Annotated in this window: 20 protein-coding genes and 1 pseudogene; 2 read left to right on the top strand and 19 right to left on the bottom strand. The window is 70.7% G+C overall.

Annotated elements, in window-relative coordinates; genetic code table 11:
* Positions 1–195 precede the first annotated feature (195 nt).
* From nhaA to pyrR, 14 genes and pseudogenes are all read right to left on the bottom strand, one after another.
* Positions 196–1,464: pseudogene (gene nhaA / locus ABD108_RS00195) on the bottom strand (Na+/H+ antiporter NhaA); the annotation flags it as partial.
* A 126-nt stretch (positions 1,465–1,590) separates the two neighbouring features.
* The gene (locus tag ABD108_RS00190; protein WP_343928923.1) at positions 1,591–3,564 is read right to left on the bottom strand and encodes a primosomal protein N'; all 1,974 of its coding nucleotides are present in this window, start codon (positions 3,562–3,564) and stop codon (positions 1,591–1,593) included.
* 17 nt (positions 3,565–3,581) lie between these two features.
* Complete coding sequence (gene metK / locus ABD108_RS00185; protein WP_220655744.1) at positions 3,582–4,805, bottom strand: methionine adenosyltransferase; 1,224 nt, start codon at positions 4,803–4,805, stop codon at positions 3,582–3,584.
* A gap of 39 nt (positions 4,806–4,844) precedes the next feature.
* Positions 4,845–6,083 (bottom strand): bifunctional phosphopantothenoylcysteine decarboxylase/phosphopantothenate--cysteine ligase CoaBC, encoded by a 1,239-nt coding sequence (gene coaBC / locus ABD108_RS00180; RefSeq protein WP_343928922.1) that lies wholly within the window; start codon positions 6,081–6,083, stop codon positions 4,845–4,847.
* Positions 6,084–6,092: 9 nt separating this feature from the next.
* Positions 6,093–6,374: a DNA-directed RNA polymerase subunit omega gene (gene rpoZ, locus ABD108_RS00175; RefSeq protein ID WP_220655746.1), complete on the bottom strand. Its 282-nt coding sequence runs from the start codon at positions 6,372–6,374 to the stop codon at positions 6,093–6,095.
* A gap of 48 nt (positions 6,375–6,422) precedes the next feature.
* Positions 6,423–7,019 carry a guanylate kinase gene (gmk, locus tag ABD108_RS00170; protein ID WP_220655747.1) on the bottom strand — a complete coding sequence of 199 codons (597 nt, stop codon included), beginning with the start codon at positions 7,017–7,019 and terminating at the stop codon, positions 6,423–6,425.
* Positions 7,020–7,025: 6 nt separating this feature from the next.
* Positions 7,026–7,340: an integration host factor, actinobacterial type gene (gene mihF / locus ABD108_RS00165; RefSeq protein ID WP_220655748.1), complete on the bottom strand. Its 315-nt coding sequence runs from the start codon at positions 7,338–7,340 to the stop codon at positions 7,026–7,028.
* Between the two features lie 340 nt (positions 7,341–7,680).
* Positions 7,681–8,481 (bottom strand): orotidine-5'-phosphate decarboxylase, encoded by an 801-nt coding sequence (pyrF, locus tag ABD108_RS00160; protein WP_343928921.1) that lies wholly within the window; start codon positions 8,479–8,481, stop codon positions 7,681–7,683.
* Positions 8,478–11,807 (bottom strand): carbamoyl-phosphate synthase large subunit, encoded by a 3,330-nt coding sequence (gene carB, locus ABD108_RS00155; RefSeq protein WP_305112057.1) that lies wholly within the window; start codon positions 11,805–11,807, stop codon positions 8,478–8,480. The genes pyrF and carB overlap by 4 nt, the downstream gene beginning before the upstream one ends.
* On the bottom strand, positions 11,807–12,955 hold the full coding sequence (carA, locus tag ABD108_RS00150) for a glutamine-hydrolyzing carbamoyl-phosphate synthase small subunit (RefSeq protein WP_343928920.1): 1,149 nt from the start codon (positions 12,953–12,955) through the stop codon (positions 11,807–11,809). Before carA ends, carB begins: the two co-directional genes overlap by 1 nt.
* Positions 12,956–13,447 (bottom strand): PH-like domain-containing protein, encoded by a 492-nt coding sequence (locus ABD108_RS00145; protein WP_220655752.1) that lies wholly within the window; start codon positions 13,445–13,447, stop codon positions 12,956–12,958.
* The gene (locus ABD108_RS00140; RefSeq protein ID WP_343928919.1) at positions 13,444–14,757 is read right to left on the bottom strand and encodes a dihydroorotase; all 1,314 of its coding nucleotides are present in this window, start codon (positions 14,755–14,757) and stop codon (positions 13,444–13,446) included. The genes ABD108_RS00145 and ABD108_RS00140 overlap by 4 nt, the downstream gene beginning before the upstream one ends.
* 52 nt (positions 14,758–14,809) lie before the next feature.
* Positions 14,810–15,766 (bottom strand): aspartate carbamoyltransferase catalytic subunit, encoded by a 957-nt coding sequence (locus ABD108_RS00135; RefSeq protein WP_343928918.1) that lies wholly within the window; start codon positions 15,764–15,766, stop codon positions 14,810–14,812.
* A complete protein-coding gene (gene pyrR, locus ABD108_RS00130; RefSeq protein WP_220655755.1) occupies positions 15,763–16,341 on the bottom strand; it encodes a bifunctional pyr operon transcriptional regulator/uracil phosphoribosyltransferase PyrR in 579 nt (192 codons plus the stop codon). Before pyrR ends, ABD108_RS00135 begins: the two co-directional genes overlap by 4 nt.
* A 101-nt stretch (positions 16,342–16,442) precedes the next feature.
* Here pyrR and ABD108_RS00125 point away from each other — a divergent pair, with 101 nt between their 5' ends.
* On the top strand, positions 16,443–18,419 hold the full coding sequence (locus tag ABD108_RS00125) for an FAD-dependent oxidoreductase (RefSeq protein ID WP_343928917.1): 1,977 nt from the start codon (positions 16,443–16,445) through the stop codon (positions 18,417–18,419).
* 12 nt (positions 18,420–18,431) lie between these two features.
* On the opposite strand, the gene nusB is transcribed toward ABD108_RS00125, so the two are convergent.
* From nusB to ABD108_RS00100, 5 genes are read right to left on the bottom strand one after another with little or no spacing between them, the layout of a single operon-like run.
* Positions 18,432–18,929: a transcription antitermination factor NusB gene (gene nusB, locus ABD108_RS00120; RefSeq protein ID WP_220655757.1), complete on the bottom strand. Its 498-nt coding sequence runs from the start codon at positions 18,927–18,929 to the stop codon at positions 18,432–18,434.
* Positions 18,930–19,493 carry an elongation factor P gene (gene efp / locus ABD108_RS00115; protein ID WP_220655758.1) on the bottom strand — a complete coding sequence of 188 codons (564 nt, stop codon included), beginning with the start codon at positions 19,491–19,493 and terminating at the stop codon, positions 18,930–18,932.
* 15 nt (positions 19,494–19,508) lie between these two features.
* Positions 19,509–20,594, bottom strand: a complete 1,086-nt coding sequence (locus ABD108_RS00110) for a M24 family metallopeptidase (RefSeq protein ID WP_343928916.1) — start codon at positions 20,592–20,594, stop codon at positions 19,509–19,511.
* A gap of 31 nt (positions 20,595–20,625) precedes the next feature.
* The gene (locus ABD108_RS00105) at positions 20,626–21,162 is read right to left on the bottom strand and encodes a YceI family protein (RefSeq protein WP_343928915.1); all 537 of its coding nucleotides are present in this window, start codon (positions 21,160–21,162) and stop codon (positions 20,626–20,628) included.
* 43 nt (positions 21,163–21,205) lie between these two features.
* Positions 21,206–22,252 carry a substrate-binding domain-containing protein gene (locus ABD108_RS00100; protein ID WP_305112065.1) on the bottom strand — a complete coding sequence of 349 codons (1,047 nt, stop codon included), beginning with the start codon at positions 22,250–22,252 and terminating at the stop codon, positions 21,206–21,208.
* Positions 22,253–22,399: 147 nt separating this feature from the next.
* Here ABD108_RS00100 and ABD108_RS00095 point away from each other — a divergent pair, with 147 nt between their 5' ends.
* On the top strand, positions 22,400–22,738 hold the full coding sequence (locus ABD108_RS00095) for a MarR family winged helix-turn-helix transcriptional regulator (protein WP_343928914.1): 339 nt from the start codon (positions 22,400–22,402) through the stop codon (positions 22,736–22,738).
* The last annotated feature ends 8 nt before the right edge of the window (positions 22,739–22,746 follow it).

The following is a 22,746-nucleotide window of genomic DNA, read 5'->3' as shown; positions in this document are numbered from 1 at the left end:
GACCACGTCGTGCGCACCGGGACGCACCGGTATCCGGACCCCGCCGTCGCCGTCGATGCGGATCACCCGCCCGTCGACGGCGAGCCGGATCGGCCGGCCCCGGACCCCGGGGATCCAGCGGGTCGCGCGCGGCCGGAAGGGGGTGGCGATCAACAGCGCCGTGCGCTCGTCGTCGGCGCCCGCCACGTCGGTGGCGTCGAGCTCCGCGTCCGCCTCTTCGAGCCTGCGGTAGGTGCGATTCCGCACGCCCAGGATCACCCCTGCCCCCACCGCGGCGGCCACCGATGCGCACAGGACCGCCAGCTTGGCGAACGCGAGTTGTTCGGCGGAGTCGGTGAAGCTGAGTTCGGCGATCAACAGCGAAACGGTGAATCCGATACCCGCGAGCAGCGATACGGCCAGCAGATCGATCCAGCGGACCGCGGGATCGAGCGTGCTCCGGGTGAGCCGGGTCACCAGCCAGGTGGCCGCCACGATGCCGATCGGCTTGCCGAGCACCAGTCCCGCGACGATGCCGATGAAGATCGGGTCCGCGACCGCGACCGCGCCGCTGCCGGTGAGCGTGACGCCGGCCGCCAGGAAGGCGAACACGGGGACCGCGAATCCGGCCGAGAGCGGGCGGAACCGGTGCTCGAACTCCTCGGCCAGTCCCCCGTCGGGGCCGCCCCGCAGAACCGGCACCGCGAACCCGAGCAGGACGCCGGCGATGGTGGCGTGGATTCCGGAGGCGTGCACGAGGACCCAGAAGAGGAAGCCCACGGGCAGCAGTACGAGCCACGCCGCCAGATGATGGCGCGAGAACGCGCCGGCGTAGCGATGCGCCAGGAAACCGAAGAGCGCGAGCGGGATGGTGCTCCACGCCAACGGCGTCCAATTGACCTGTTCGGTGTACGCGATGGCGATGATCGCGATGGCCAGGAGATCGTCGACCACGGCCAGGGTGAGCAGGAACAGACGCAGCGCAGCGGGCAGGTGCGAGCCGACCACGGCGAGGACGGCGACCGCGAAGGCGATGTCGGTGGCGGTCGGAATCGCCCACCCGGCACTTCCCGGGCCGCCCGCGTTGAGCACCAGGTAGATCAAGGCGGGCACGAGGGCACCGCCGATCGCCGCGACCACGGGGACGGCCGCCGTCCGGGGCGAGCGGAGCTCCCCGGCGACGATCTCGCGTTTGAGTTCGAGGCCGACGAGGAAGAAGAAGACCGCGAGCAGGCCGTCCGAGGCCCACTGCCCCAAAGTGAGATCGAGCTTGAACGGCGCGTATCCGACGACCGTGCCGCGCAGTGATTCGTACGCGGGGGCGAGGCCGCTGTTCGCGGCGATGAGCGCCGCGATCGCGGCACCGACGAGCAGGAATCCGCCGACCGCCTCTTTGCGGAGGATGGCGGTGATACGGGAAGTCTCCGTGGGTGATCCACGGCGGAACAGAGCGGAGGCACGCCGAGGCGCGATCGGTCGGGGCATGGTTGAACGATCCTTGATCAGGTCGGCGACGATTGACATGCCGACCAGACTTCCCGGCGCTCCGCCATTCACCTTACCAAACTTTTGCACATCTAGTTGGTCGAGATGAATGGCGTGAGTGGCGCGTCAGCCGATTCGCAAGGGGTCCATCTGGATTCGCACCGGTGCGCCCTCCCGACGCAGACTCCGTCCGACCTGCGCGCGAAACACGGCCTGCGCCAAGGCACGTCCGTCGCGGCGCGGGACGCGCACCAGCATCCGCATCGGCGGCGGACCGTCGTCCGGGGCACCCGGCACCCGCACCCCGGGCGGCAGATCCACGGGTCCCAGGATCTCGGCGCCGGGCGGTAGCTCCGCGGCCTCGGCGACCGCGACGACATCGGCCTCCGCACCATCGAGCGCGGCGAGGTGGGCGGCGGGCGGGAATCCGACCACGGCGCGCTCCGCGAGCTCGGTGGCGGCGAAGCCCGCGGCATCCCAGCGGATCAGCGCCTGCACCACCGGAACCGAGGCATCCGCACCGCAGACCACCGTGCCGTCGGCCGCCACGAGCGCTGCGGCGTTCATCCACCGCCGCAGCGTCTCCTCACCCGCACGCAGATCGGCCCGGCCCAGCATCAGCCAGCCGTCGAGCAGGAGCGCCGCGCCGTAGCCGCCCTCCACCACCGGTTCGGCACCGGGGGTGGCCACCACGAGGCGGCGGCCGCCCTGGGCCTGTGCGAGCACGTTCTCACCGCCCGACATGGTGACCGCCGCGCCGGGGAAGGCGCGCCCGAGCTCCTCCGCGGTGCGCGAGGCGCCGATGATCACGGCCCGCATCGTGGTGCCGCCACACGCCGGGCAGCGGTATCCGGGATCGGTCCGATCGCACCACCGGCACCGGAGCACACCGCCCGCGGCCTGTTCGAGCGGTCCGTGACACCGCCGGCACCGCGCCGGCGTGCGGCACCGCTCACAGGACATCGCCGGGGCGTAGCCGCGCCGCGGAACCTGCACCAGCACAGGACGATCCGCATCGAGCGCGGTGCGCGCCGCGGCGAAGGCCGCCGCCGGCAGCCGCGCCGACCGGGCCAGCGGATCGCGGGCGAGTTCGAAATCGGAGTCGGCCACGCCGATGATCCGCGGCGAGCGCTCGCGCACCCGCTCGCGGGGTGCGACCACCTCCGCGGCCCAGCCCGCGTCGAGAAGGGCCTGCGCCTCGGGGGTGCGGGCGAACCCCCCGATCAGCAACGCCGCGCCCTCCTGGTGGGCGCGCAGCGCGAGTACCTCGCGGGTGTGCGGATACGGCGCGCGGGGCTCGACGAAGGATTCGTCGCCGTCGTCCCACTGCACCAGAAGCCCGAGATCGGCCAGGGGCACGAAGGCGGCGCTGCGGGTTCCGATCACGAGCCGGGTGCGGCCGAGCAGTGCGGTGAGCCATCGCCGGTACCGAGCGGAGGGACCGAGACCCGCGGCCAGCACCGTCGGGGACAGCTCCGCGCAGGCCGCGGCCAGTCGGTCGAGGTCGGCCTGATCGGGAACCACCATCAGCACCGAGCGCCCGGAGGCGATCACCGCGGCGGCCAGTTCGGCCAGTCGCGCCGCCCAGTCCTCGCCGGGCAGTGCCTGCCAGACCGCGTGCGGCGCGCGGCCGGCCACGGCGGCGGCCGCGAACTGTTCCCCGTGGGTGTACTCGGCCAGCGGGTCGACCACCGCGGGCGGGGCGCCGGGCTCGGGCGGATCAGCCTTGAGCAGATCCTTCTCGACACGCGCGTGCCGCGGCGGGATCGCCAGCCGCAGTACATCCGCCCGGGTGCCCGCGTAGCGCGCCGCCACCTCGGTGATCAGGCGCAGGACCGGCGGTGTCAGCACCGGCAGCGGCGACACCACCCGGTCGAGCTTGGCGAGCTTGCCCTCGTGATCGGACCGCGGCAGCCGCTCGAGCAGGTACCCGTCCACCAGCCGACCCGAGAACCGCACGCGCACCCGGACCCCGGGCTGCGCATCGGCGTCGAGCTCCGGCGGAACCAGGTAGTCGAACTCGCGGTCCAGGTGGCTCACCTGGAGCAGCGGCAGCACCCGCGCGATGGGGAGCTCGCCGGGGTTCGACGCAGCGTCCACCGCCGTGGAGGTGTCGGTCAGAAGCCCGCCGCGGAGCGCAGCGCGTCCGCGCGGCCGGTGTGCTCCCAGGGCAGGTCGATGTCGGTACGACCGAAGTGGCCGTACGCGGCGGTGGGAGCGTAGATCGGGCGCAGCAGGTCGAGATCGTTGATGATCGCGCGCGGCCGCAGGTCGAAGACCTCGGTGATGGCCTGCTGGATCTTCGAGGGATCCACCTGCTCGGTGCCGAAGGTCTCGACGAACAGGCCGACCGGCGCCGCCTTGCCGATGGCGTACGCGACCTGCACTTCGATCCGCTCGGCGAGACCGGCGGCCACGGCGTTCTTGGCGACCCAGCGCATCGCGTAGGCGGCCGAGCGGTCCACCTTCGACGGGTCCTTGCCCGAAAAGGCGCCGCCGCCGTGGCGGGCCATGCCGCCGTAGGTGTCCACGATGATCTTGCGACCGGTGAGGCCCGCATCGCCCATCGGGCCGCCGAGCACGAACTTGCCGGTGGGGTTCACCAGCAGCCGCACGTTCGAGGTGTCCAGGCTGGGCAGGTTCAGATCGGCGATCACCGAGCCGAGCACGTGCTCGCGCAGATCGGGGGTGAGCATGCCGTCGATATCGATATCGGCGGCGTGCTGGCTGGAGATGACCACGGTGTCCAGGCGCACCGGCTGCTCGCCGGCGTACTCGATGGTGACCTGGGTCTTACCGTCCGGACGCAGGTAGGGCAGGGTGCCGTTCTTACGCACCTCGGTCAGGCGGCGCGAGAGCCGGTGCGCCAGCGAGATCGGCAGCGGCATCAGCTCGGGGGTGTCCGAGCAGGCGTAGCCGAACATCAGGCCCTGATCGCCCGCGCCCTGCGCGTCGATCTCGTCCTGCGCACCGTCGACGCGGTGCTCGTAGGCGTGGTCCACGCCCTGCGCGATCTCGGGGCTCTGCGCGCCGATGGCGATGTTCACACCACAGGAGTTGCCGTCGAAGCCCTTCGCGGAGCTGTCGTAGCCGATCTCCAGGACCTTCTCGCGCACGATCTTCGGGATGTCGGCCCACGCGCTCGTGGTCACTTCGCCCGCGACGTGCACCTGACCGGTGGTGACGAGCGTCTCCACGGCCACGCGGGAGGAGGGGTCCTCGGTCAGCAGCGCGTCGAGCACCGAATCCGAGATGGCATCACAGATCTTGTCCGGGTGCCCCTCGGTGACCGACTCGCTGGTGAACAGACGATGGGCGGAATTGGCGAACCCAGAAACCACGGCGCTATGTCCTCTCGACTTGGTGTGCGACTTTCCAACCTAGCGGGCGGAGCCGACGCGGGCCACGGCCGCGTCCAGTATGCGGGCGGCCATGGCCATCTTCGAGCCGAGCGGGAGCGCGGTCTCGTTGCCGTCCGCGCCCAGCAGCCACCCCGAGTTCTCGTCCACCTCGAAGGCTCGGCCATCGCCGACCGCATTGAGGACGAGCAGGTCACAGCCCTTGCGTTGCAACTTGGCCCGGCCGTAATCCAGGACGCTGCCCTGGGCGTCGCCGGTCTCGGCCGCGAACCCGACGATCACGGTTCCGGGGCGGAGCCCGCCGTCCCGGCGCGCCTGCACCAGGCCGGCGAGGACGTCGGGGTTTTCGATCATCGTGATCGTCTCGAGGGCGTCGCTGCGGCCGTCGGCGCCCTTCTTGAGTTTGGTATCGGCGACCTGCGCGGGCCGGTAGTCCGCCACGGCGGCGGCCATGATGACCAGATCCGCATCGGCGGCGTGGGCGGTCATCGCGGCCTGCAGATCCAGGGCGGAGGCGATCCGCACCACGTCGACCGCGGGCGGATCGGCGAGGCCGATGGTGTTGCCCGCCACCAGGGTCACCCGAGCGCCCCGCTGCGCCGCGATCCGGGCGAGCGCGTAGCCCTGCTTCCCGGAGCTGCGGTTGGTGAGGTAGCGGACGGGATCGAGCGCCTCCTTGGTGCCGCCCGCGGAGATCACCACGCGGCGCCCCTCGAGGTCGCGCTGCAAGCCGGCGGGATGCTCGAGCAGCAGATCGGCGAGCGCGCCGATCTGGTCGGGCTCGGGCAGGCGCCCGGCACCGGTGTCCTTACCCGTGAGGCGGCCGGAGGCCGGCTCGATCACGGTGGCGCCGCGCTCGCGCAGCGTGGCGACGTTGGCGCGGGTGGCGGCGTGCTCCCACATCTCCGTGTGCATCGCGGGCGCGAAGACCACGGGACAGCGGGCGGTGAGCAGCGTCGCGGTGAGCAGATCGTCGGCGCGGCCCTGGGCGGCACGGGCCATGAGATCGGCGGTGGCCGGCGCGATCACGACGAGCTCGGCCTCCTGGCCGAGCCGCACGTGCGGCACCTCGGGGATCGACTCGAAGACCCCGGTCTGCACCGAGTGCCCGGAGAGCGCCTCGAAGGTGGCGGCACCGACGAACTTCAGCGCCGATTCGGTGGGGATCACCCGCACCTCGTGCCCCGCCTCGGTGAAGTGGCGGATCAGGGCACACGCCTTGTACGCGGCGATTCCCCCGCCGACCCCGACGATGATCATGCTGGGGGCTTACTCGGGCGCACCCTCGGTGTGCTCCAGGAGATCCTCGTGGATCTCGCGCATCGCGATCGACAGCGGCTTCTCGTGCAGGCCGGGCTCGACGAGCGGGCCAACGTACTCGAGGATGCCGTCCGAGAGGCTGTTGTAGTAGTCGTTGATCTGCCGGGCGCGCTTGGCCGCGTAGATCACGAGCGCGTACTTCGACGAGGTGCGGTCGAGCAGCTCGTCGATCGGCGGGTTGGTGATGCCGAGCGGCTGGTCGTACACGGCCTCGGTGCGGGTGGTGCTCACGCGTCTCCTACGTCAAGTGGCGAAAAAAGTTCTCAAGTACAACCGAGTCTACGCGTCGCGCGCGGACGGGCCGACCAGTAAGGATACCAACTCGGCCACGGCTCGGTCCAGGTCGTCATTGACGACCACCGCGTCGTAGTCGTCACGGGTGGCCATTTCCGCCCGCGCGGTCTCCAGGCGGCGATCGATCACCTCGGGGCTCTCGGTGCCGCGGCCGCGCAGCCGGCGTTCGAGCTCGGCCCAGCTGGGCGGGCTCAGGAACACCGTGATCGCCTCGGGAAGGGCCGCCTTCACGCTGGCGCAACCGGCGAGATCGACCTCGATGAGCACGGGACGACCGGCGTCGAGCGCCTGGAAGACCGGCTTGGCCGGGGTTCCCGAGCGCTGCAGCCCGCCGTGGATCTCCGCCCACTCGAGCAGGTCGCCGTCGGCGATGAGCCGGTCGAAGCCGTGATCGCCCACGAAGTGGTAGTCCCGGCCGTCCACCTCACCGGGGCGCGGATCGCGCGTGGTGGCGGACACCGAGAAGAACATGTCGGGCACTTCCTGACGGAGCCGGCCGACGACGGATGACTTGCCAACGGCGGAGGGGCCGACCAGTACCACCAGTCGGCCCCTCCGGCCTGCAGAGATATCTCCGGACACTACGTGTCAGGCGGAGAACTTCTCGAGCAGCGCCTTGCGCTGCCGCTCGCCCAGACCACGCACGCGGCGGGTGGGGGCGATCTCCAGCTCGGTCATCAGCTCCTGAGCCTTGACCTTGCCAACCTTGGGCAGAGCCTCGAGCAGCGCCGAGACCTTCATCTTGCCGATGACCTCGTCGGCCTCCGCGTCCTTCAGCACCTGCTGCAGGGTGGTGGTGCCACCCTTGAGCCGGTTCTTCAGCTCTGCGCGGGCTCGGCGAGCGGCAGCTGCCTTCTCCAGAGCAGCGGCGCGCTGCTCGTCGGTCAACTGGGGAAGGGCCACGATTCCTCCGTCTTCGATGTACTTAGTCGTGCCGCGTACTGCGACTCCTGCGACGGTACCGAGGTTTGCCCGCGGGTGGGAACCCCACCCCCCTCCGACCTGCGGTTTGACAGTGCTGTAGAAGCTCGTGAGCGAACCGCACGGATCCGGCCGGCCGAGCGTCGCATTGCAATCGAAAACCCTTGACCGACAACGGATTCAGCCGAACGCGCGGCGCCGATCACGACGTTCCGCCTGTGACACGTGAAACACATGTGACCTGCGCAGATGCCTCAAAGTCGTGGAGCGCTCCGCGCGTGTCGCGGGCGTGTCGAGGCCCGTTCGGGCCGATCGACCCCGGTCAGCGGCCGCTCAGGGCCTGTTCGACCTCGTCGCGCACCGAGAGCGCCGCGTCCCGCAACGCGCCCGCATCGGGACCGGCGGAGAGCACCTGGCGCGACGAATTGGGCAGGACCGTGGCCTCCGGGCCGAAGATCGCCGCCAGATCGGCCGGAGTCGCGCCCTGCGCACCCAGGCCGGGCGCGAGGATCGGGCCGCCGAGCCCAGCGAGGTCGAGGCCGTGTTCCCGGGTCGCCCCGACCACCAGCCCGACGGTGCCGGCACCGTCGGCGTTATCGGCGCGGGCATCGTCGACGATCCGCTGCGCCACGCCGTCGGCCTGCACCTGCGCCCCCTCCGGGTTGGAGGTGCGGGACAGGACGAACACTCCCCTGCCCGCCGCCCGCGCGGCGTCGATGGCGGGCTTCAGCGAGCCGTAGCCGAGGTAGGGCGAGAGCGTGACGGCATCGGCCGCGAGCGGCGAATCGCCCAGCCAGGCGCGGGCGTAGCCGGCCATGGTGGAGCCGATGTCGCCGCGCTTGGCGTCGGCGATCACCACGGCGCCGGCCTCCCGGCACGCGGCGGTCACCTCCTCCAAGGCGGCGAGCCCGGCCGCGCCGAACTGCTCGAAGAAGGCCACCTGCGGCTTGATGAAGCCCACCTCACCCGCGAAGGCCTCGGCGCAGCGCAGGCCGAAGGCGCGCACGCCCTCGGCGTCATCGCTCAGGCCCCAGGCCGCGAGCAGCGGCGGATGCGGGTCGATCCCCACCACCAGGTGCCCGCGCGCCGCGCAGGCCTGCGCGACCCGCTGCGCGAAGGTCACTTGTTCACCAGCGCGGCGTGCATGTCCTGCAGGCTCTTGACCCCGATTCCGCCCCGCAGCGCGGCCTCGATGCCCTGCACCGCCGCCGAGGCGCCCTGCACCGTGGTCACGCACGGCACGGAGGCCTGCACCGCAGCGGTGCGGATCTCGTAGCCGTCCACGCGCGGCCCGGCGTTGCCGTACGGGGTGTTGATGATCAGGCCCACCTCCCCGGCCTTGATCTGATCGACGATGGTCCGCTCACCCTCGGCGATCACGTCCGAGTGCTTGTGCACCTGCTGCACCTGGACCCCGTTGCGGCGCAGCACATCCGCGGTGCCCTCGGTGGCCAGGATGGTGAACCCGAGATCGGCGAGCCGCTTGACCGGGAAGATCAGGGCGCGCTTGTCCTTGTTCGCCACGGAGACGAAGACGTTGCCGGTGGCCGGCAGGGAGCCGCTGACGGCGGTCTGCGACTTGGCGAAGGCGGTACCGAAGTCACGGTCCACACCCATCACCTCGCCGGTGGACTTCATCTCCGGCGAGAGCAGCGAGTCGACACCGGTGCCGTCGGCGCGGCGGAACCGGTTGAAGGGCAGCACCGCTTCCTTCACCGAGACCGGCGCCTCGATCGGCATCTGCGAGCCGTCGCCCTCGCGCGGCAGGATGCCCTGGTCGCGCAGCTCGGCGATGGTCTGGCCCAGCATCACCCGGGCACAGGCCTTGGCGAGCGGCACCGCGGTGGCCTTGGACACGAACGGGACGGTGCGCGAGGCCCGGGGGTTGGCCTCGAGCACGTAGAGGGTGTCGTCCTTGAGCGCGTACTGCACGTTCATCAGGCCGTGCACGCCGATACCGCGGGCGAGTGCCTCGGTCGCGACGCGCACGGCGTCGATGTCGGCGCGGCCCAGCGTGGTGGGCGGCAGGGTGCACGCCGAGTCACCGGAGTGGATACCGGCCTCCTCGATGTGCTCCATGATGCCGCCGATGAACACCGCACCGGTGGAGTCGCACAAGGCGTCCACGTCGATCTCCACGGCGTCCTCGAGGAACCGGTCCACCAGCACGGGCCGGTCGGGGGTCAGCTCGGTGGCGCGGGAGATGTAGTCGAGCAGCGCGCCCTCGTCGTAGACGATCTCCATGCCACGCCCGCCGAGCACGTAGGAGGGACGCACCAGCACCGGGTAGCCGATACCCGCGGCCACCTCGCGCGCACCCTCGGCGGTGGTGGCGGTGCCGAACTTCGGCGCCGGCAGTCCCGCCTCGGTGAGCACGCGGCCGAACTCGCCGCGGTCCTCGGCCAGGTCGATCGCCTCGGGCGAGGTGCCCACGATGGGCAGGCCCGCGGCCTTGAGCCGCGCCGCCAGACCGAGCGGCGTCTGCCCGCCGAGCTGCACGATCACGCCCACCACGCCCGGGCCGCCCGCACCGGAGGCCTGTTCCGAGTGGTAGACCTCCAGCACGTCCTCGAAGGTGAGCGGCTCGAAGTACAGCCGGTCGGCGGTGTCGTAGTCGGTGGAGACCGTCTCCGGGTTGCAGTTGATCATCACGGTCTCGTAGCCCGCCTCACTCAGCGTGAGCGCGGCGTGGACGCACGAGTAGTCGAACTCGATGCCCTGACCGATGCGGTTCGGACCCGAGCCCAGGATCAGCACCTTCGGCCGCTCCGTCTGCGGGGCCACCTCGCTGGTGGCCGCGGGATCGAGCTCGTAGCTGCTGTAGTGGTACGGCGTCTTCGCCTCGAACTCGGCGGCGCAGGTATCCACCGTCTTGTACACCGGGCGCACGCCGTTCTCGTGCCGGTAGGCACGCACCTCGTCCTCGGTGATGCCGCGCAGGTTCGCGATCTGCAGATCGGAGAAGCCGTGGGTCTTGGCCAGCCGCACCAGGTCCGGCGTGAGATCGGCGGTGCGCACGTGCTCACCCAGGTCGACGGTGGCCTTGATCTCCTCGAGGAACCACGGGTCGACCGCGGTGGACTCGAAGACCTGCTCCACGGTGGCACCCAGCTCGAAGGCGCGGCCGATCAGGTAGTAGCGGCCGTCGCGCGGGACCTTGATCTCCTCCAGCAGCTCCTCCAGCGTGCCCTCGACGGGCGCCCCCGTCCAGAAGCCATGCCGCTTGGTCTCCAGCGAGCGCATCACCTTACCGAAGGCCTCGGCAAAGCTACGGCCCAGGCTCATCGCCTCACCGACGGACTTCATGGTGGTGGTCAGCGTGTCGTCGGCGCCGGGGAACTTCTCGAAGGCGAACCGCGGCGCCTTGACCACCACGTAGTCGAGGGTCGGCTCGAAGCACGCGGGGGTCTCACCGGTGATGTCGTTGAGGATCTCGTCGAGCGTGTAGCCCACGGCCAGCTTGGCGGCGATCTTGGCGATCGGGAAGCCCGTGGCCTTGGACGCCAGCGCGGAGCTGCGCGAGACGCGCGGGTTCATCTCGATGGTCACCAGGCGGCCGTCGCGCGGGTCCTGCGCGAACTGGATGTTGCAGCCACCCGTGTCGACGCCCACCTCGCGGAGGATGGCGATCGACTGGTCGCGCATGATCTGGTACTCGCGGTCCGTGAGCGTCATCGCGGGCGCCACGGTGACCGAGTCACCGGTGTGCACGCCGACGGGGTCGACGTTCTCGATGGAGCAGACGACCACCACGTTGTCGCGGCCGTCGCGCATGAGCTCGAGCTCGTACTCCTTCCAGCCGAGGATCGACTCCTCGATGAGCACGTTCGCCGTGGGCGAGGCGGCGAGGCCCGCGCCGGCGATGCGGATCAGGTCGGCCTCGTCGTAGGCCATGCCCGAGCCGAGGCCGCCCATGGTAAACGAGGGCCGCACGACGACCGGGTAGCCGAGGTCGGCGACGGTCTCCTTGCACTCGTCCAGGGTGAAACAGACCTTGGAGCGCGCGGATTCGCCACCGATCTTGGCGACGATGTCCTTGAACTTCTGCCGGTCCTCACCGCGCTGGATGGCGTCGAAATCGGCGCCGATCAGTCGGATGCCGTACTTCTCCAGGATGCCCTGTTCATGCAGGCCGACAGCCGCGTTGAGCGCGGTCTGGCCGCCCAGGGTGGCGAGCACCGCGTCGATCGGGAAGCCCTTGTCGCGCTCGGCGATGATGACCTTCTCGATGTACTCCGGGTTGATCGGCTCGATGTAGGTCGAGTCGGCGAATTCCGGATCGGTCATGATCGTGGCGGGGTTCGAGTTCACCAGCGAGACGCGCAGCCCCTCGGCGCGCAGCACACGGCAGGCCTGGGTGCCGGAGTAGTCGAACTCGCAGGCCTGGCCGATCACGATCGGGCCCGAGCCGATCACCAGGACGTGCTGGATATCGGTGCGCCGTGGCATTACTTGTCTCCCATGATGGTTGCGAAGCGGTCGAAGAGGTAGGCGGCGTCGTGCGGGCCGGCCGCGGCCTCCGGGTGGTACTGCACCGAGAAGGCGCGGCCGTCGAGCAGCTCGACGCCCTCCACGGTCTCGTCGTTGGCGCACACGTGGCTCACGCGGGCCCGGCCGAAGGGGGTGTCGAACTCGGCGCCCCGCTCGCCCTCCAGGGCGAAGCCGTGGTTCTGCGCGGTGATCGAGATGCGGCCGGTGGTGTGCTCGACCACCGGGATGTTGATGCCGCGGTGGCCGAACTTCATCTTGTAGGTCTGCAGTCCGAAGGCGCGACCGAGCAACTGGTTGCCCAGGCAGATGCCGAACAGCGGCAGGCCAGAGTCGAGAACACCGCGGGTGAGTTCCACCTCGTGCTCCGCGGTCGACGGGTCGCCGGGGCCGTTGGAGAGGAAGAAGCCGTCCGGGTTCAGCGACTTCACCTCGTCGAGCGTGATGGTGGAGGGCACCACGTGCACCCGCATGCCGCGCTCGGCGAACATCCGCGGGGTGTTCGTCTTGATGCCGAGGTCGACGGCGACCACGGTGAACCGGGGCTCGGCCCCGCCCGAATTCACCGGCTCCACGGTGTAGGTCTCCTTCGTGGAGACCTCGCCGATCAGGTTGAGCCCCTTCATCGACGGCTGCGCGCGCACCCGGTCCAGCAGTTCGGCCTCGGGCGCGAGCGCCTCGCCGGAGAAGACTCCGGCGCGCATCGAGCCGTGATCGCGCAGACGGCGGACCACCGCGCGGGTATCGATGCCGCCGATGCCGACGACGCCCTGGTCCACCAGCTCGCCCTCCAGCGTGCCGCTGGCGCGCCAGTTGCTCACCCGGCGAGTGGGGTTGCGCACGGCGTACCCGGCCACCCAGATCTTGTCGCCGCGGCTCTCGTCGTCCTCGTCGTTCCAGCCGGTGTTGCCGATCTGCGGGGCCGTAGCCACCACGATCTGCCGGTCGTAGGACGGGTCGGTGAGGGTCTCCTGGTAGCCGGTCATCGCGGTGCAGAAGACGGCCTCGCCGAGGGTCTGGCCGACGGCGCCGAATTCGACGCCGCGGTGCACCGTGCCGTCCTCGAGGACCAGCAGTGCGGGCCCGTTCCCGAATTCCTGTGCAGCCATCTAGCTTTCCCTCACGTCCATCAGTTTTCGATACGTCGTCTTGTCGTCGGCCCGGAAGCCGGAGTCGATCACGGTGCCGGTGGGCAGCTCCCAGCGGATCACCAGCAGGCCGTCGCCGGGCATCACCTTGCCGGCCAGTTTCGCCGCTCGGCGCACCTCGACGATCGCGCCGTCGGCGATCCACATCGGATTGCCGCGGCCGCGCTCCATCAGGTAGCCGTCCTCGTAGCGGCTCAGGTTCACCGTGGCCCGGTAGCCCCAGTCGCCCACCGCCACCCGGTCCTGCCAGTGCGGCGCGATGGTCGAGCCCACGTAGACACCGGAGACCGGGCCGAAGACCAGGTCGGTGAGCTGCTCGGGGGTGCTCGGGATCTCGCCCACCGCGGCGGCCTGCCGCCGCCCGCGGCGGCGCCAGCCCAGTGCCATCAGCGAGAACAGTCCGGCGAGGACCACCAGCACCAGGAGCAGCGTGGCGAAATCGCTGAAGCTCACGCCCGCTCCCCCGTTCCCGGTGCGGCCGCGACGCCGTCGCGTGCGGTGATCCGGCCGCGCAGCACGGTGAGCACCGGCTTGGCGCGGAAGTCCAGATCGGCGAACGGGGTGTTGCGCGAGCGGCTGGCCAGATCGTCGGCGTGCACCGTCCACCCGAGGTCGGGGTCGACCAGCGTGAGGTTCGCGGGCTCGCCCACCTCGATCGGCCGGCCGTGGTCATCGAGCCGAGCGATCTCGGCCGGCTTCTCGCTCATCACGCGGGCCACATCACGCCAGGTGATATCGCCCGGCTCCACCGCGACCTGCGCCACGATCGCCAGTGCCGTCTCCAGGCCCAGCATGCCGGGACGGGCGGCGGCGAACTCGCAGCACTTGTCCTGGTCGGCGTGCGGTGCGTGGTCGGTGGCCACGCAGTCGATCACGCCGTCCCGCAGTGCCTTCCGCAGCGCGGCCACATCCGAGGCCTCGCGCAGCGGGGGGTTCACCCGGTTCACCGCGTCGTAGGTGGCCAACCGCGAATCGTCGAGCAGCAGATGGTGCGGGGTGACCTCGGCCGTGATCGACACGCCCTGTTCCTTGGCCCACTTCAGCAGCTCCACGGTTCCCGCCGTGGAGGCGTGGCAGATGTGCACACGCGCGCCGGCATCGCGGGCGAGCAGGGCGTCGCGGGCCACGATCGCCTCCTCGGCCGCGCGGGGCCAGCCGGTGAGGCCGAGGCGGGCGGCCTCGGGTCCCTCGTGGGCGACGGCCCCCTGAGTGAGCCGGGGCTCCTCGGCGTGCTGGGCGATCACGGCGCCGAGCGACGAGGCGTACTCCAGGGCGCGGCGCATGAGCAGCGGATCGGAGACGCACACGCCGTCGTCGGAGAAGACGCGGACCCGGCCGGGGCCGGCGGCCATCATTCCCATCTCGGCGAGCTTCTCGCCCTTCAGCCCCACGGTGACGGCGCCCACCGGGTGCACATCGACCAGGCCGACCTCGCGGCCGCGGCGGTACACGTGATCGGTGATCACGGCGGAGTCGGCGACCGGACTGGTGTTGGCCATCGCGAAGACGGCGGTGTAGCCGCCGAGTGCCGCGGCGGCGGAACCGGATTCGATGGTCTCCGTGTCCTCGCGGCCGGGTTCACGCAGGTGCGTGTGCAGATCGACGAAACCGGGCAGCAGCACTGCGCCGGCGCCGTCGATCACCTCGGCCCCCTCGGGGACCGGGAGACCGGCGCCGATCGCGGTGATCTCGCCGCCGTCGATCGCGACGTCCACCGGATCGCCCTCGCCGTAGGGACGGACGGATGTGAGCAGCAGGCTCATTCGGGACTCCCGTCTTTCCGAGGAGGTGGTGTGGCGCCGTGGCACGCGGCGATCATTCCGTGCCCCCGTCCTTGGCGAGCAGATGGAACAGCACCGCCATGCGCACGTGCACACCATTGTTGACCTGCTGCAGGATGGCGGCCTGGGCGGAATCGGCCACCGAGTAGCCGATCTCCATGCCGCGCAGCATCGGTCCGGGATGCAGCACCACGGCGTGCTCGGGGAGCAGGGCAGCGCGCTGGGCGTTGAGCCCGTAGCGCACCGAGTACTCGCGTTCGCTGGGGAAGAATCCGCCGTTCATGCGTTCGGCCTGCACCCGCAGCATCATCACCGCGTCGGCGCCGGGCAGCTCGGCCTCCAGGAACTCGCCGACCGTGACCGGCCAGGTCTCGATGCCCACCGGCAGCAGGGTGCGGGGCGCGACCAGGACCACCTCGGCGCCCAGGGTCGAGAGCAGCAGGGCATTCGACCGGGCGACCCGGCTGTGCAGCACATCGCCCACGATCACCACGCGGCGTCCTTCGATGCCGCCGAGGCGCTGTCGCAGGGTCAGTGCGTCCAGCAGGGCCTGGGTGGGGTGCTCGTGCATCCCGTCGCCCGCGTTGATCACCACCGGACCGGGCAGGCCGTCGTGCGCCGCAGCCGAGTTGGTCCACGCCGCGATCTGCTGCGCCGCACCGGAGGCCGGGTGCCGGACGATGAGCGCATCCGCACCGGCGGCGTGCAGGGTGAGGGCGGTGTCGCGCAGCGACTCCCCCTTGGCCACCGAGCTACCGGAGGCGGAGACGTTGATCACGTCGGCGCTCATCCATTTCCCGGCCACCTCGAAGGAGACGCGCGTGCGGGTGGAGTTCTCGTAGAAGACCGTCATCACGGTGCGGCCGCGCAGCGTGGGGAGCTTCTTGACCTCGCGGCCGAGCAGCGCCTGCTGCAGCCGGTCCGCCTCGTCGAGGATGGCCTCGGCGTCGTCGCGGTTCAGGTCGGCGGCGGAGAGCAGGTGTCGGATCACCGGTCCGCCTCCGCGCCCTCGTCACCGGCCACATCGGAGATCACCACGGCGTCTTCACCGTCTTTCTCCTGCAGGCGCACCTGCACGTCCTCGTGCCGCGAGGTGGGGATGTTCTTGCCCACGTAGTCGGCGCGGATCGGCAGCTGCCGGTGGCCGCGGTCGACGAGCACCGCGAGCTGCACGGCGGCCGGGCGGCCGAGGTCGCGCAGCGAGTCGAGCGCGGCGCGCACCGTGCGACCGGAGAACAGCACGTCGTCGACGAGGATGACGAGCGCACCGTCGACCCCCTGCGGCGGCACCGTGGTGCGTTCCAGGGGACGGTGCGGTTTGTGCCGCAGATCGTCGCGGTAGAGGGTGATGTCGAGGTGGCCGACGGGCACCGCCACGCCGGAGAACTCCTCGATATCGGCGGCCAGCCGCGCGGCGAGAACCGCACCGCGGGTGGGAATGCCGAAGATGACGACGCGGGGCGCTTCTTCGCCACCGGCGTCCAGGGCGGTCTTCTCGATGATCTGATGCGCGATCCGCGCCACCGTGCGGGTGACGTCCGCCGCGGACATGAGTTCCCGAGCCATGTGACCTCCTTCTCCGCCTCGCGGGACGGCTCGCTCCGCCTCACGGGACGGACTTAAAGGATGCCTTGATGCAGTGAGAAGCATACCAGTACGTTCGAGTCATGGATCTGTCCACCAGGCAGCGCGAGACGCTCTCGGCGATCGTCGACACGTTCGCCCCGGGTGACGGTGTGGCGATCCCCTCGGCGAGCGACCTGCACGTCGACGACCTCGCGGTTTCCTATGCCGCTCGCAGCCCGCGCGACAGCGATGGGATGTCGCTGTCGCAGTCGCTGTCACTGTTCGACAACCGGGTGTTCTGCGCCACCGTGCTGGGCACGCGGGGGCAGAAGTTCGCCGACCTGCCGTTCGCGGAGCGCGAGCGGATCCTGATCGACCTCTCGCGGTCGCGGTTCGGACAGAAGCGGATGCTGTTCAAGCGGCTGCGCAACATCGCGCTCCTGGCCTATTACGCCGCGGGCGGCGCCGACGACGGCCACGGTCCGGGGGCGGAGCTGATGGCCGCGATCGGCTACCCGCCGCAGACGCCGCACAAGAAACCACGCGGCCGGGCGATGCGCGCGCTGCGCCCGCTGACCCCCACCCGCTACGAGATCGACGCCACCACCAACTGCGATGTGGTGGTGATCGGATCGGGCGCCGGCGGCTCGGTGGTGGCGGCCCAACTGGCCGAGGCGGGCCTCGATGTGATCGTGCTGGAGCGGGGCGAGTACGTGGCCCCGTCCGATATGGGCGGGAGCGACCTCGACGGGCTGTCGAACCTGTTCGCGCCGAGCCCGTTCTGGACCGAGAACGCGCAGTCCTTCATCCTGTCCGGCAACTGTCTGGGCGGCGGCACCGTCGCCTCGCACGGCGGCTACTACCGGCCTTCGGAGAAGGTGCTGGCCGATTGGGCGGCTCGCGGTGTGGACACCGGTCCCGACCTGGGCGCCGCGCTGGACGCGGTGTGGCAGCGGGTGGGCGTCACATCCTCGATGAGCGCACCGTCGCCGCGGGACGAACTGCTGGAGAAGGGCTGCCTCGACCTGGGGCTGCCCGTGCACACCGTGCAGCGCGCCGTGGACAACAACTGCGATCAGGGCGTCGAATGCGGCCGGTGCGGCCTGGGCTGCCGGATCGGCGCCAAACACGACGCCGGGCGCACCTGGTTGCGGGATGCGGAGAAGCGCGGTGCCCGGATCGTGACCGGTGCGCAGGCGCGGTCCATCGAGGTTCAGGGCGATCGGGCGCGCAGCGTGGTGGCCCGCACCTCCGGCGGGTCGTGGCTGACGGTGCGGTGCAGCGCCGTGGTGCTCGCCGCCGGCGCCTTCGAATCCCCCGCTCTTCTGGCGCGTTCGGGCCTCGGCGGCCAGCATGTGGGCAAACATCTGCACCTGCACCCGACGGCCACCGCGCTCGGAGTGTTCAGCGATGTGGTGGCGCCCTGGTACGGCACCACCTCGGCGCGGTACAGCGATGCGCACGCCGATCTCGACGGCAACGGCTTCGGGGTGATCTACGAGACCGCGCCGCTGACCCCGGCGGTGGCATCGAGCTACGTGCCCTGGCGCAACGCCGGTGAGCATCTCAACGTGATGCGCCAGCTGCCGCACCTGTCCGTGCTGCGGGTGGTGATCCGCGACCGCGGGGCGGGCGAGGTGATGATGGACTCCTCGGGCGAGCCGTCGGTGCGCTACGACCTCGCCGAGGCCGACCGGGCCCACCTGCGCACGGGACTGGACACCGCGGTGCGGATCCTCGAGGCCTCCGGTGCGCGGCGGATCTTCACCGGCCAACAGCGGGGCGGCGACTACGTGCCCGGCGATCAGCCGCTGGAGGGATTCCTCGGGCGGTCGCACGCGGCGGGCTACGGCGTCGGCGAGATCGCGCTGGCCTCGTTCGAGGCGATGAGCACGCTCCGGATGGCCTCATCGTCCAAGCGCGGCGCCACGAATCCGGAGGGCCAGCTGTGGGACGTGCCCAATGTGGTCGTCGCGGATGCCTCGATGCTGCCCACCGCGAGCGGGGTGCACCCCACCGGAGTGATCCAGGCGCTGGCCCTGCGTAATGCGCGGGCCCTGGCGGCGCGGCTCACCTGAGCCGCGCCCGGCCTACTCGGAGCGGTCGACCGGCTGCGCCGCGGCCGCGGACCGAACCTGCGGAGCCAGCGTCGCGACCTTGCCCAGCACCCCGTTGAGGTACGCGGGCGACTCGTCGGTCGAGAGCTCCTTGGCGAGCTCGACGGCCTCGTCGACCACGACCGCGGGCGGCACGTCGGGGGCGTTGAAGAGCTCCCAGACGGCGACCCGCAGGATCGCCCGGTCCACCGCCGGCAGGCGCGTGAGCGTCCACCCGGTCAGGTGCGAGGTGATCACCGAATCGAGCTGCTCGCGATCGACGTCGACACCGGTCACCAACTGGGCGGTGTAATCGGACACCGGCGCGACCGACGCGTCGTCGGCCGCCAGGGTGCGGCGCTCCGCGAGCAGGCCGTCGACGTCGGTGACGCCACGGGCCTCGGCCTCGAAGAGCAGGTCGACGGCGCGCTTGCGGGCGCGATGCCGGGCGCCCGACTTCTTGGGGCGCTTGTTCTCAGACTGCTCGGGCACTTAGGAGTTCACGCGCCCCAGGTAGCTGCCGTCGCGGGTGTCGACCTTGAGCTTGTCGCCGGTGTTGATGAACAGCGGGACGTTGATCTCGGCGCCGGTCTCCAGGGTGGCGGGCTTGGTGCCGCCGGTGGAGCGGTCGCCCTGCAGGCCCGGATCGGTGTGCTGCACCACGTACTCGGCCGACAGCGGCAGCTCGACGAACAGGGCCTCACCGTCGTGCATCGAGATCTGCACGCGCATGCTCTCGAGCAGGAACTTCGCACCGTCGCCGACCTTGGCGTCGTCCAGGTTGATCTGGTCGTAGGTCTCGGCGTCCATGAAGACGTAGTCCGAGCCGTCGTGGTACAGGTAGTCGAAGTCGCGGCGGTCGACGGTGGCGACCTCCACCTTCACACCGGCGTTGAAGGTCTTGTCGACCGTCTTGCCGGAGACCACGTTCTTCAGCTTGGTCCGCACGAAGGCGGGGCCCTTGCCCGGCTTGACGTGCTGGAACTCGATGATCTGCCAGAGCTGGCCCTCCTGGTTGAGGACCAGTCCGTTCTTGAAGTCAGCAGTCGATGCCACGGTGTGTCGATTCTCCTAGAGTGCGATCAAGTCTTTGGTGGTGCGGGTCAGCAGTTCCGGTCCGTCGCCGCGGACCACGAGGGTGTCCTCGATGCGGACTCCACCACGGCCCGGGAGGTACACACCCGGCTCCACGGTGACCACAGCACCGTCGGACAGTGTACCGCTGCCGAGTTTGCCCAGCGTCGGGGCTTCATGGATCTCCACGCCGACGCCGTGCCCGAGGCCGTGCAGGAACTGCTCGCCGTAGCCCGCGGCCTCGATCACGGAGCGGGCGGCACCGTCGATCTCCCGGACGTCGGCGCCGGGCACGAGGGCCTCCCGTCCGGCGGCCTGGGCGGCGCGGACCAGGTCGTAGATCTCGCGCTGCCAGTCCGCGGGCTCGCCGAGGACGAAGGTGCGCGTCTCGTCGGCGTGGTAGCCCGCGTAGCGCGCGCCGAAGTCGATCTTCACGAAATCGCCCGCGGCGAGCACGGCGCCGGTGGGCCGGTGGTGCGGGATCGCGGAGTTCGCTCCGGCGGCCACGATGGTCTCGAAGGCGACGGCCTCCGCACCGAAGTCGTACATCAGGTTCTCCAGCCGCCGCGCCACCTGCGATTCGGTGGCCCCGGGCCGGATCGCGCCCTCCTCGACGAGGGCGGCCAGGGCCCGGTCGCTGATCGCACAGGCCGTGCGCAGTAGCTCGATCTCGCCCTCGTCCTTGACCTCACGGAGCCGCTCGACGAGCCGGGTGGTGGGCGCCAGACGCGCTCCCTGCGCCGCGAGCCGGGCGTGATCGGCGTAGCTCATGGCCGTCGCCTCGAAGCCGACGATGCCCGGCACCTCGGCCACCAGCGCCGCGGCCACATCGCGTTCGATGACGGCGCGCAGATCGCCCGACTGCTCTGCCACCTGGGTGAGGTACCGGCCGTCGGTGGCGATGGCGTCGCCCGCGGGGTCGGCGGTGATCAGCAGCCCGGCGTTGGAGCCGGTGAAGCCGGAGAGGTAGCGGACGTTGTCGAGGTTGGTCACCAGGAGCGCGTCGAGGCTCGGATCGTGGTCCGGGAGCAGGGCGCGCAGGGTGTCGCGCCGGCGGGCGTAGTCCAGCTGTGCGTGGGGCATGCCCGCCACGGTAGCGCGGGGCGCCCCGGATTCACGGGATCGCCTGCGCGAAGACGGTCACCTCGTCGGCGACCGACAGCGTGCCCATCATCAGCGAGAAGGGTTTGATGCCGAAGTCGGTCTGCCGGACCGGGACCACGGCGGTGAGCGCGGGCGCGGGCGCGCCGTCGTCGTAGTTCAGCGCGAAGTGGCACGGCCGGGTGGTGCCGCAGAGGGTGAGCTCGCCCTCGACGTGGAATCCGTCGTCGGTCCGGGCGATGGCGGTCGACCGGAACTCGATCGTGGGGTAGGTCTTGGTCTGGAGCGACTTCTGCGCATTGCTCCGGGCGACGGCGCGCTCGGGTGCGGCGAGCGGGGTGAGGCCGCCGTCGCCGCCGGTGACATCGAGCGAGGTGGCGTCGACGGTGACGGTGAGCGAGGTGGGCTCGCCGTCGTCCACCTGCGCCACCGCGCTCCAGCTGCCGGGTTCGAGTAGCAGTTTGTGGCCGAGCCGGGCCGATCGTCCGGCGACGCCGGTGCGCACCTGCAGGGTGCCGGAGTTCTGGTCGTAGTTCCGGGTTTCGCTCACGCCGTCCACGGTAGCTCGGTGCGGACCCTCGCGCCGGGGCCGATCAGAGCTGCTCGATCACGTCGAAATCGCAGCCCTCGGCGCGGGCGAGGTACATGGTCTGTTCGGCGTGCCGATTACTGAGGGCGATGTTGCCGCGGGCACCGTCGTAGCGGACCTGCGGCGCCCCGCTCAGCACCGCGCGGACATCGGCGGAGCCGGCGCTCCGCAGGAGCGATTCGAGCAGCATCATGCCCTCGAAGCAGGACTCCCCCATCGACGTCGGCGCGCACGCATCGGCGCCGAATCGGCTGAAGTAGTGCGCTCCGAAATCCATGGAAGCGGGGGTGACCATCGAGCCGAAGTAGCCCGCGGAGGCGAACAGGTCGTCGGTGGCCTCGGCGCCGGAGGCCATCAGCATGTGCTCGTCCATCAGCGGCGAGAACCGAGTCGCGACTGCGGCCAGTCCGGTCTCGGCGAAGGCACGGTTGAAGGCGACCGCGTCCTGCCCCAGCAGCAGCATCAACACCCCATTGGCGCCGGACCGGGCGATGTCGGTCATGACGTCCGCGAAGTCCTCCGTGCCCACGGGGACGAACCGCGTGCGGCGCACGCGCAGCCGCTGCTCGGCCGCGAACCGCAGGCATTCGTGGGCGCTGTTGCGGGCCCAGAGGTAGTCGCTGCCGATTACGTACCAGTCGGTGACGCCGCGCTCGCGGCGCAGCCAGTGCAGGGCCGGCTCGATCTGCTGATCGGGTGTCTCGCCGGTGAGGAATACCCCGTCGGTGGCCTCGCCACCTTCGTACAGGGCGGTGTAGACGTACGGCACCCGCAGATCGAGGCGCGATGAGATCGCTTGTCGGACATCGGAGGTGTGCCAGCCGACGATCGCGTCGATCTCCCCCGTGGCGATCAACTGGTCCACCTCGCCCGAGACGCGCCGGACTCCCGCTGCGGAGTCGATGGGGCGGAGCTTCAGTTCGCGGCCGAGGACACCGCCGCGGTCGTTGATCTCGTCCGCAGCCAGCGTGGAACAGGCCAGGCATGACGGGCCGAACAAGCCGGCGGAACCCCGTTGGGGGTACAGCAGCCCCACGGTGAACTCGCTCATCTGTGTCCACTCATCGGCGGTAGGGTCCAAACGCTGGTCGAGGTCGGCGACAGCACGCACACTACGCCGAGTCGGCCCCACGGGACGGCATGTTCGCGATACGGTAGTACCTGCGCGCAGCTGCAAAGAGAGCCGGAGGGGGACGACATGGACAGCGATACGACGGTCCGCGGGACCCTCGCCGCGATCGCCGCGGCCGACGATCTGATCCTGTCGACGCTGACCCCCGTGCTCGCCGAGCACGATCTCACGATCGAGCACTTCCGTGCCCTGCGCCTGCTGACCGAGGTCGACGGGGCCACCGTCGGCGAGATCGCCGCTCGGACCGGCACCACGCCGTCGTCCACCACCCGCCTCGTGGACCGGCTCGTCGAGCGCGGTCTGGCCTACCGGCGCACCGCGCCGACGGACCGTCGCAGCGTGCTGCTCACCATGTCCGACACCGGTCGGACCACCTGGGCGTCCGTCGTCGACGCCCTCGACTGACCTCGGTC

It is taken from the genome of Tsukamurella strandjordii, assembly GCF_039525985.1.
Lineage (GTDB): Bacteria > Actinomycetota > Actinomycetes > Mycobacteriales > Mycobacteriaceae > Tsukamurella > Tsukamurella strandjordii.
This window is presented reverse-complemented; position numbering and strand designations above follow the sequence as displayed.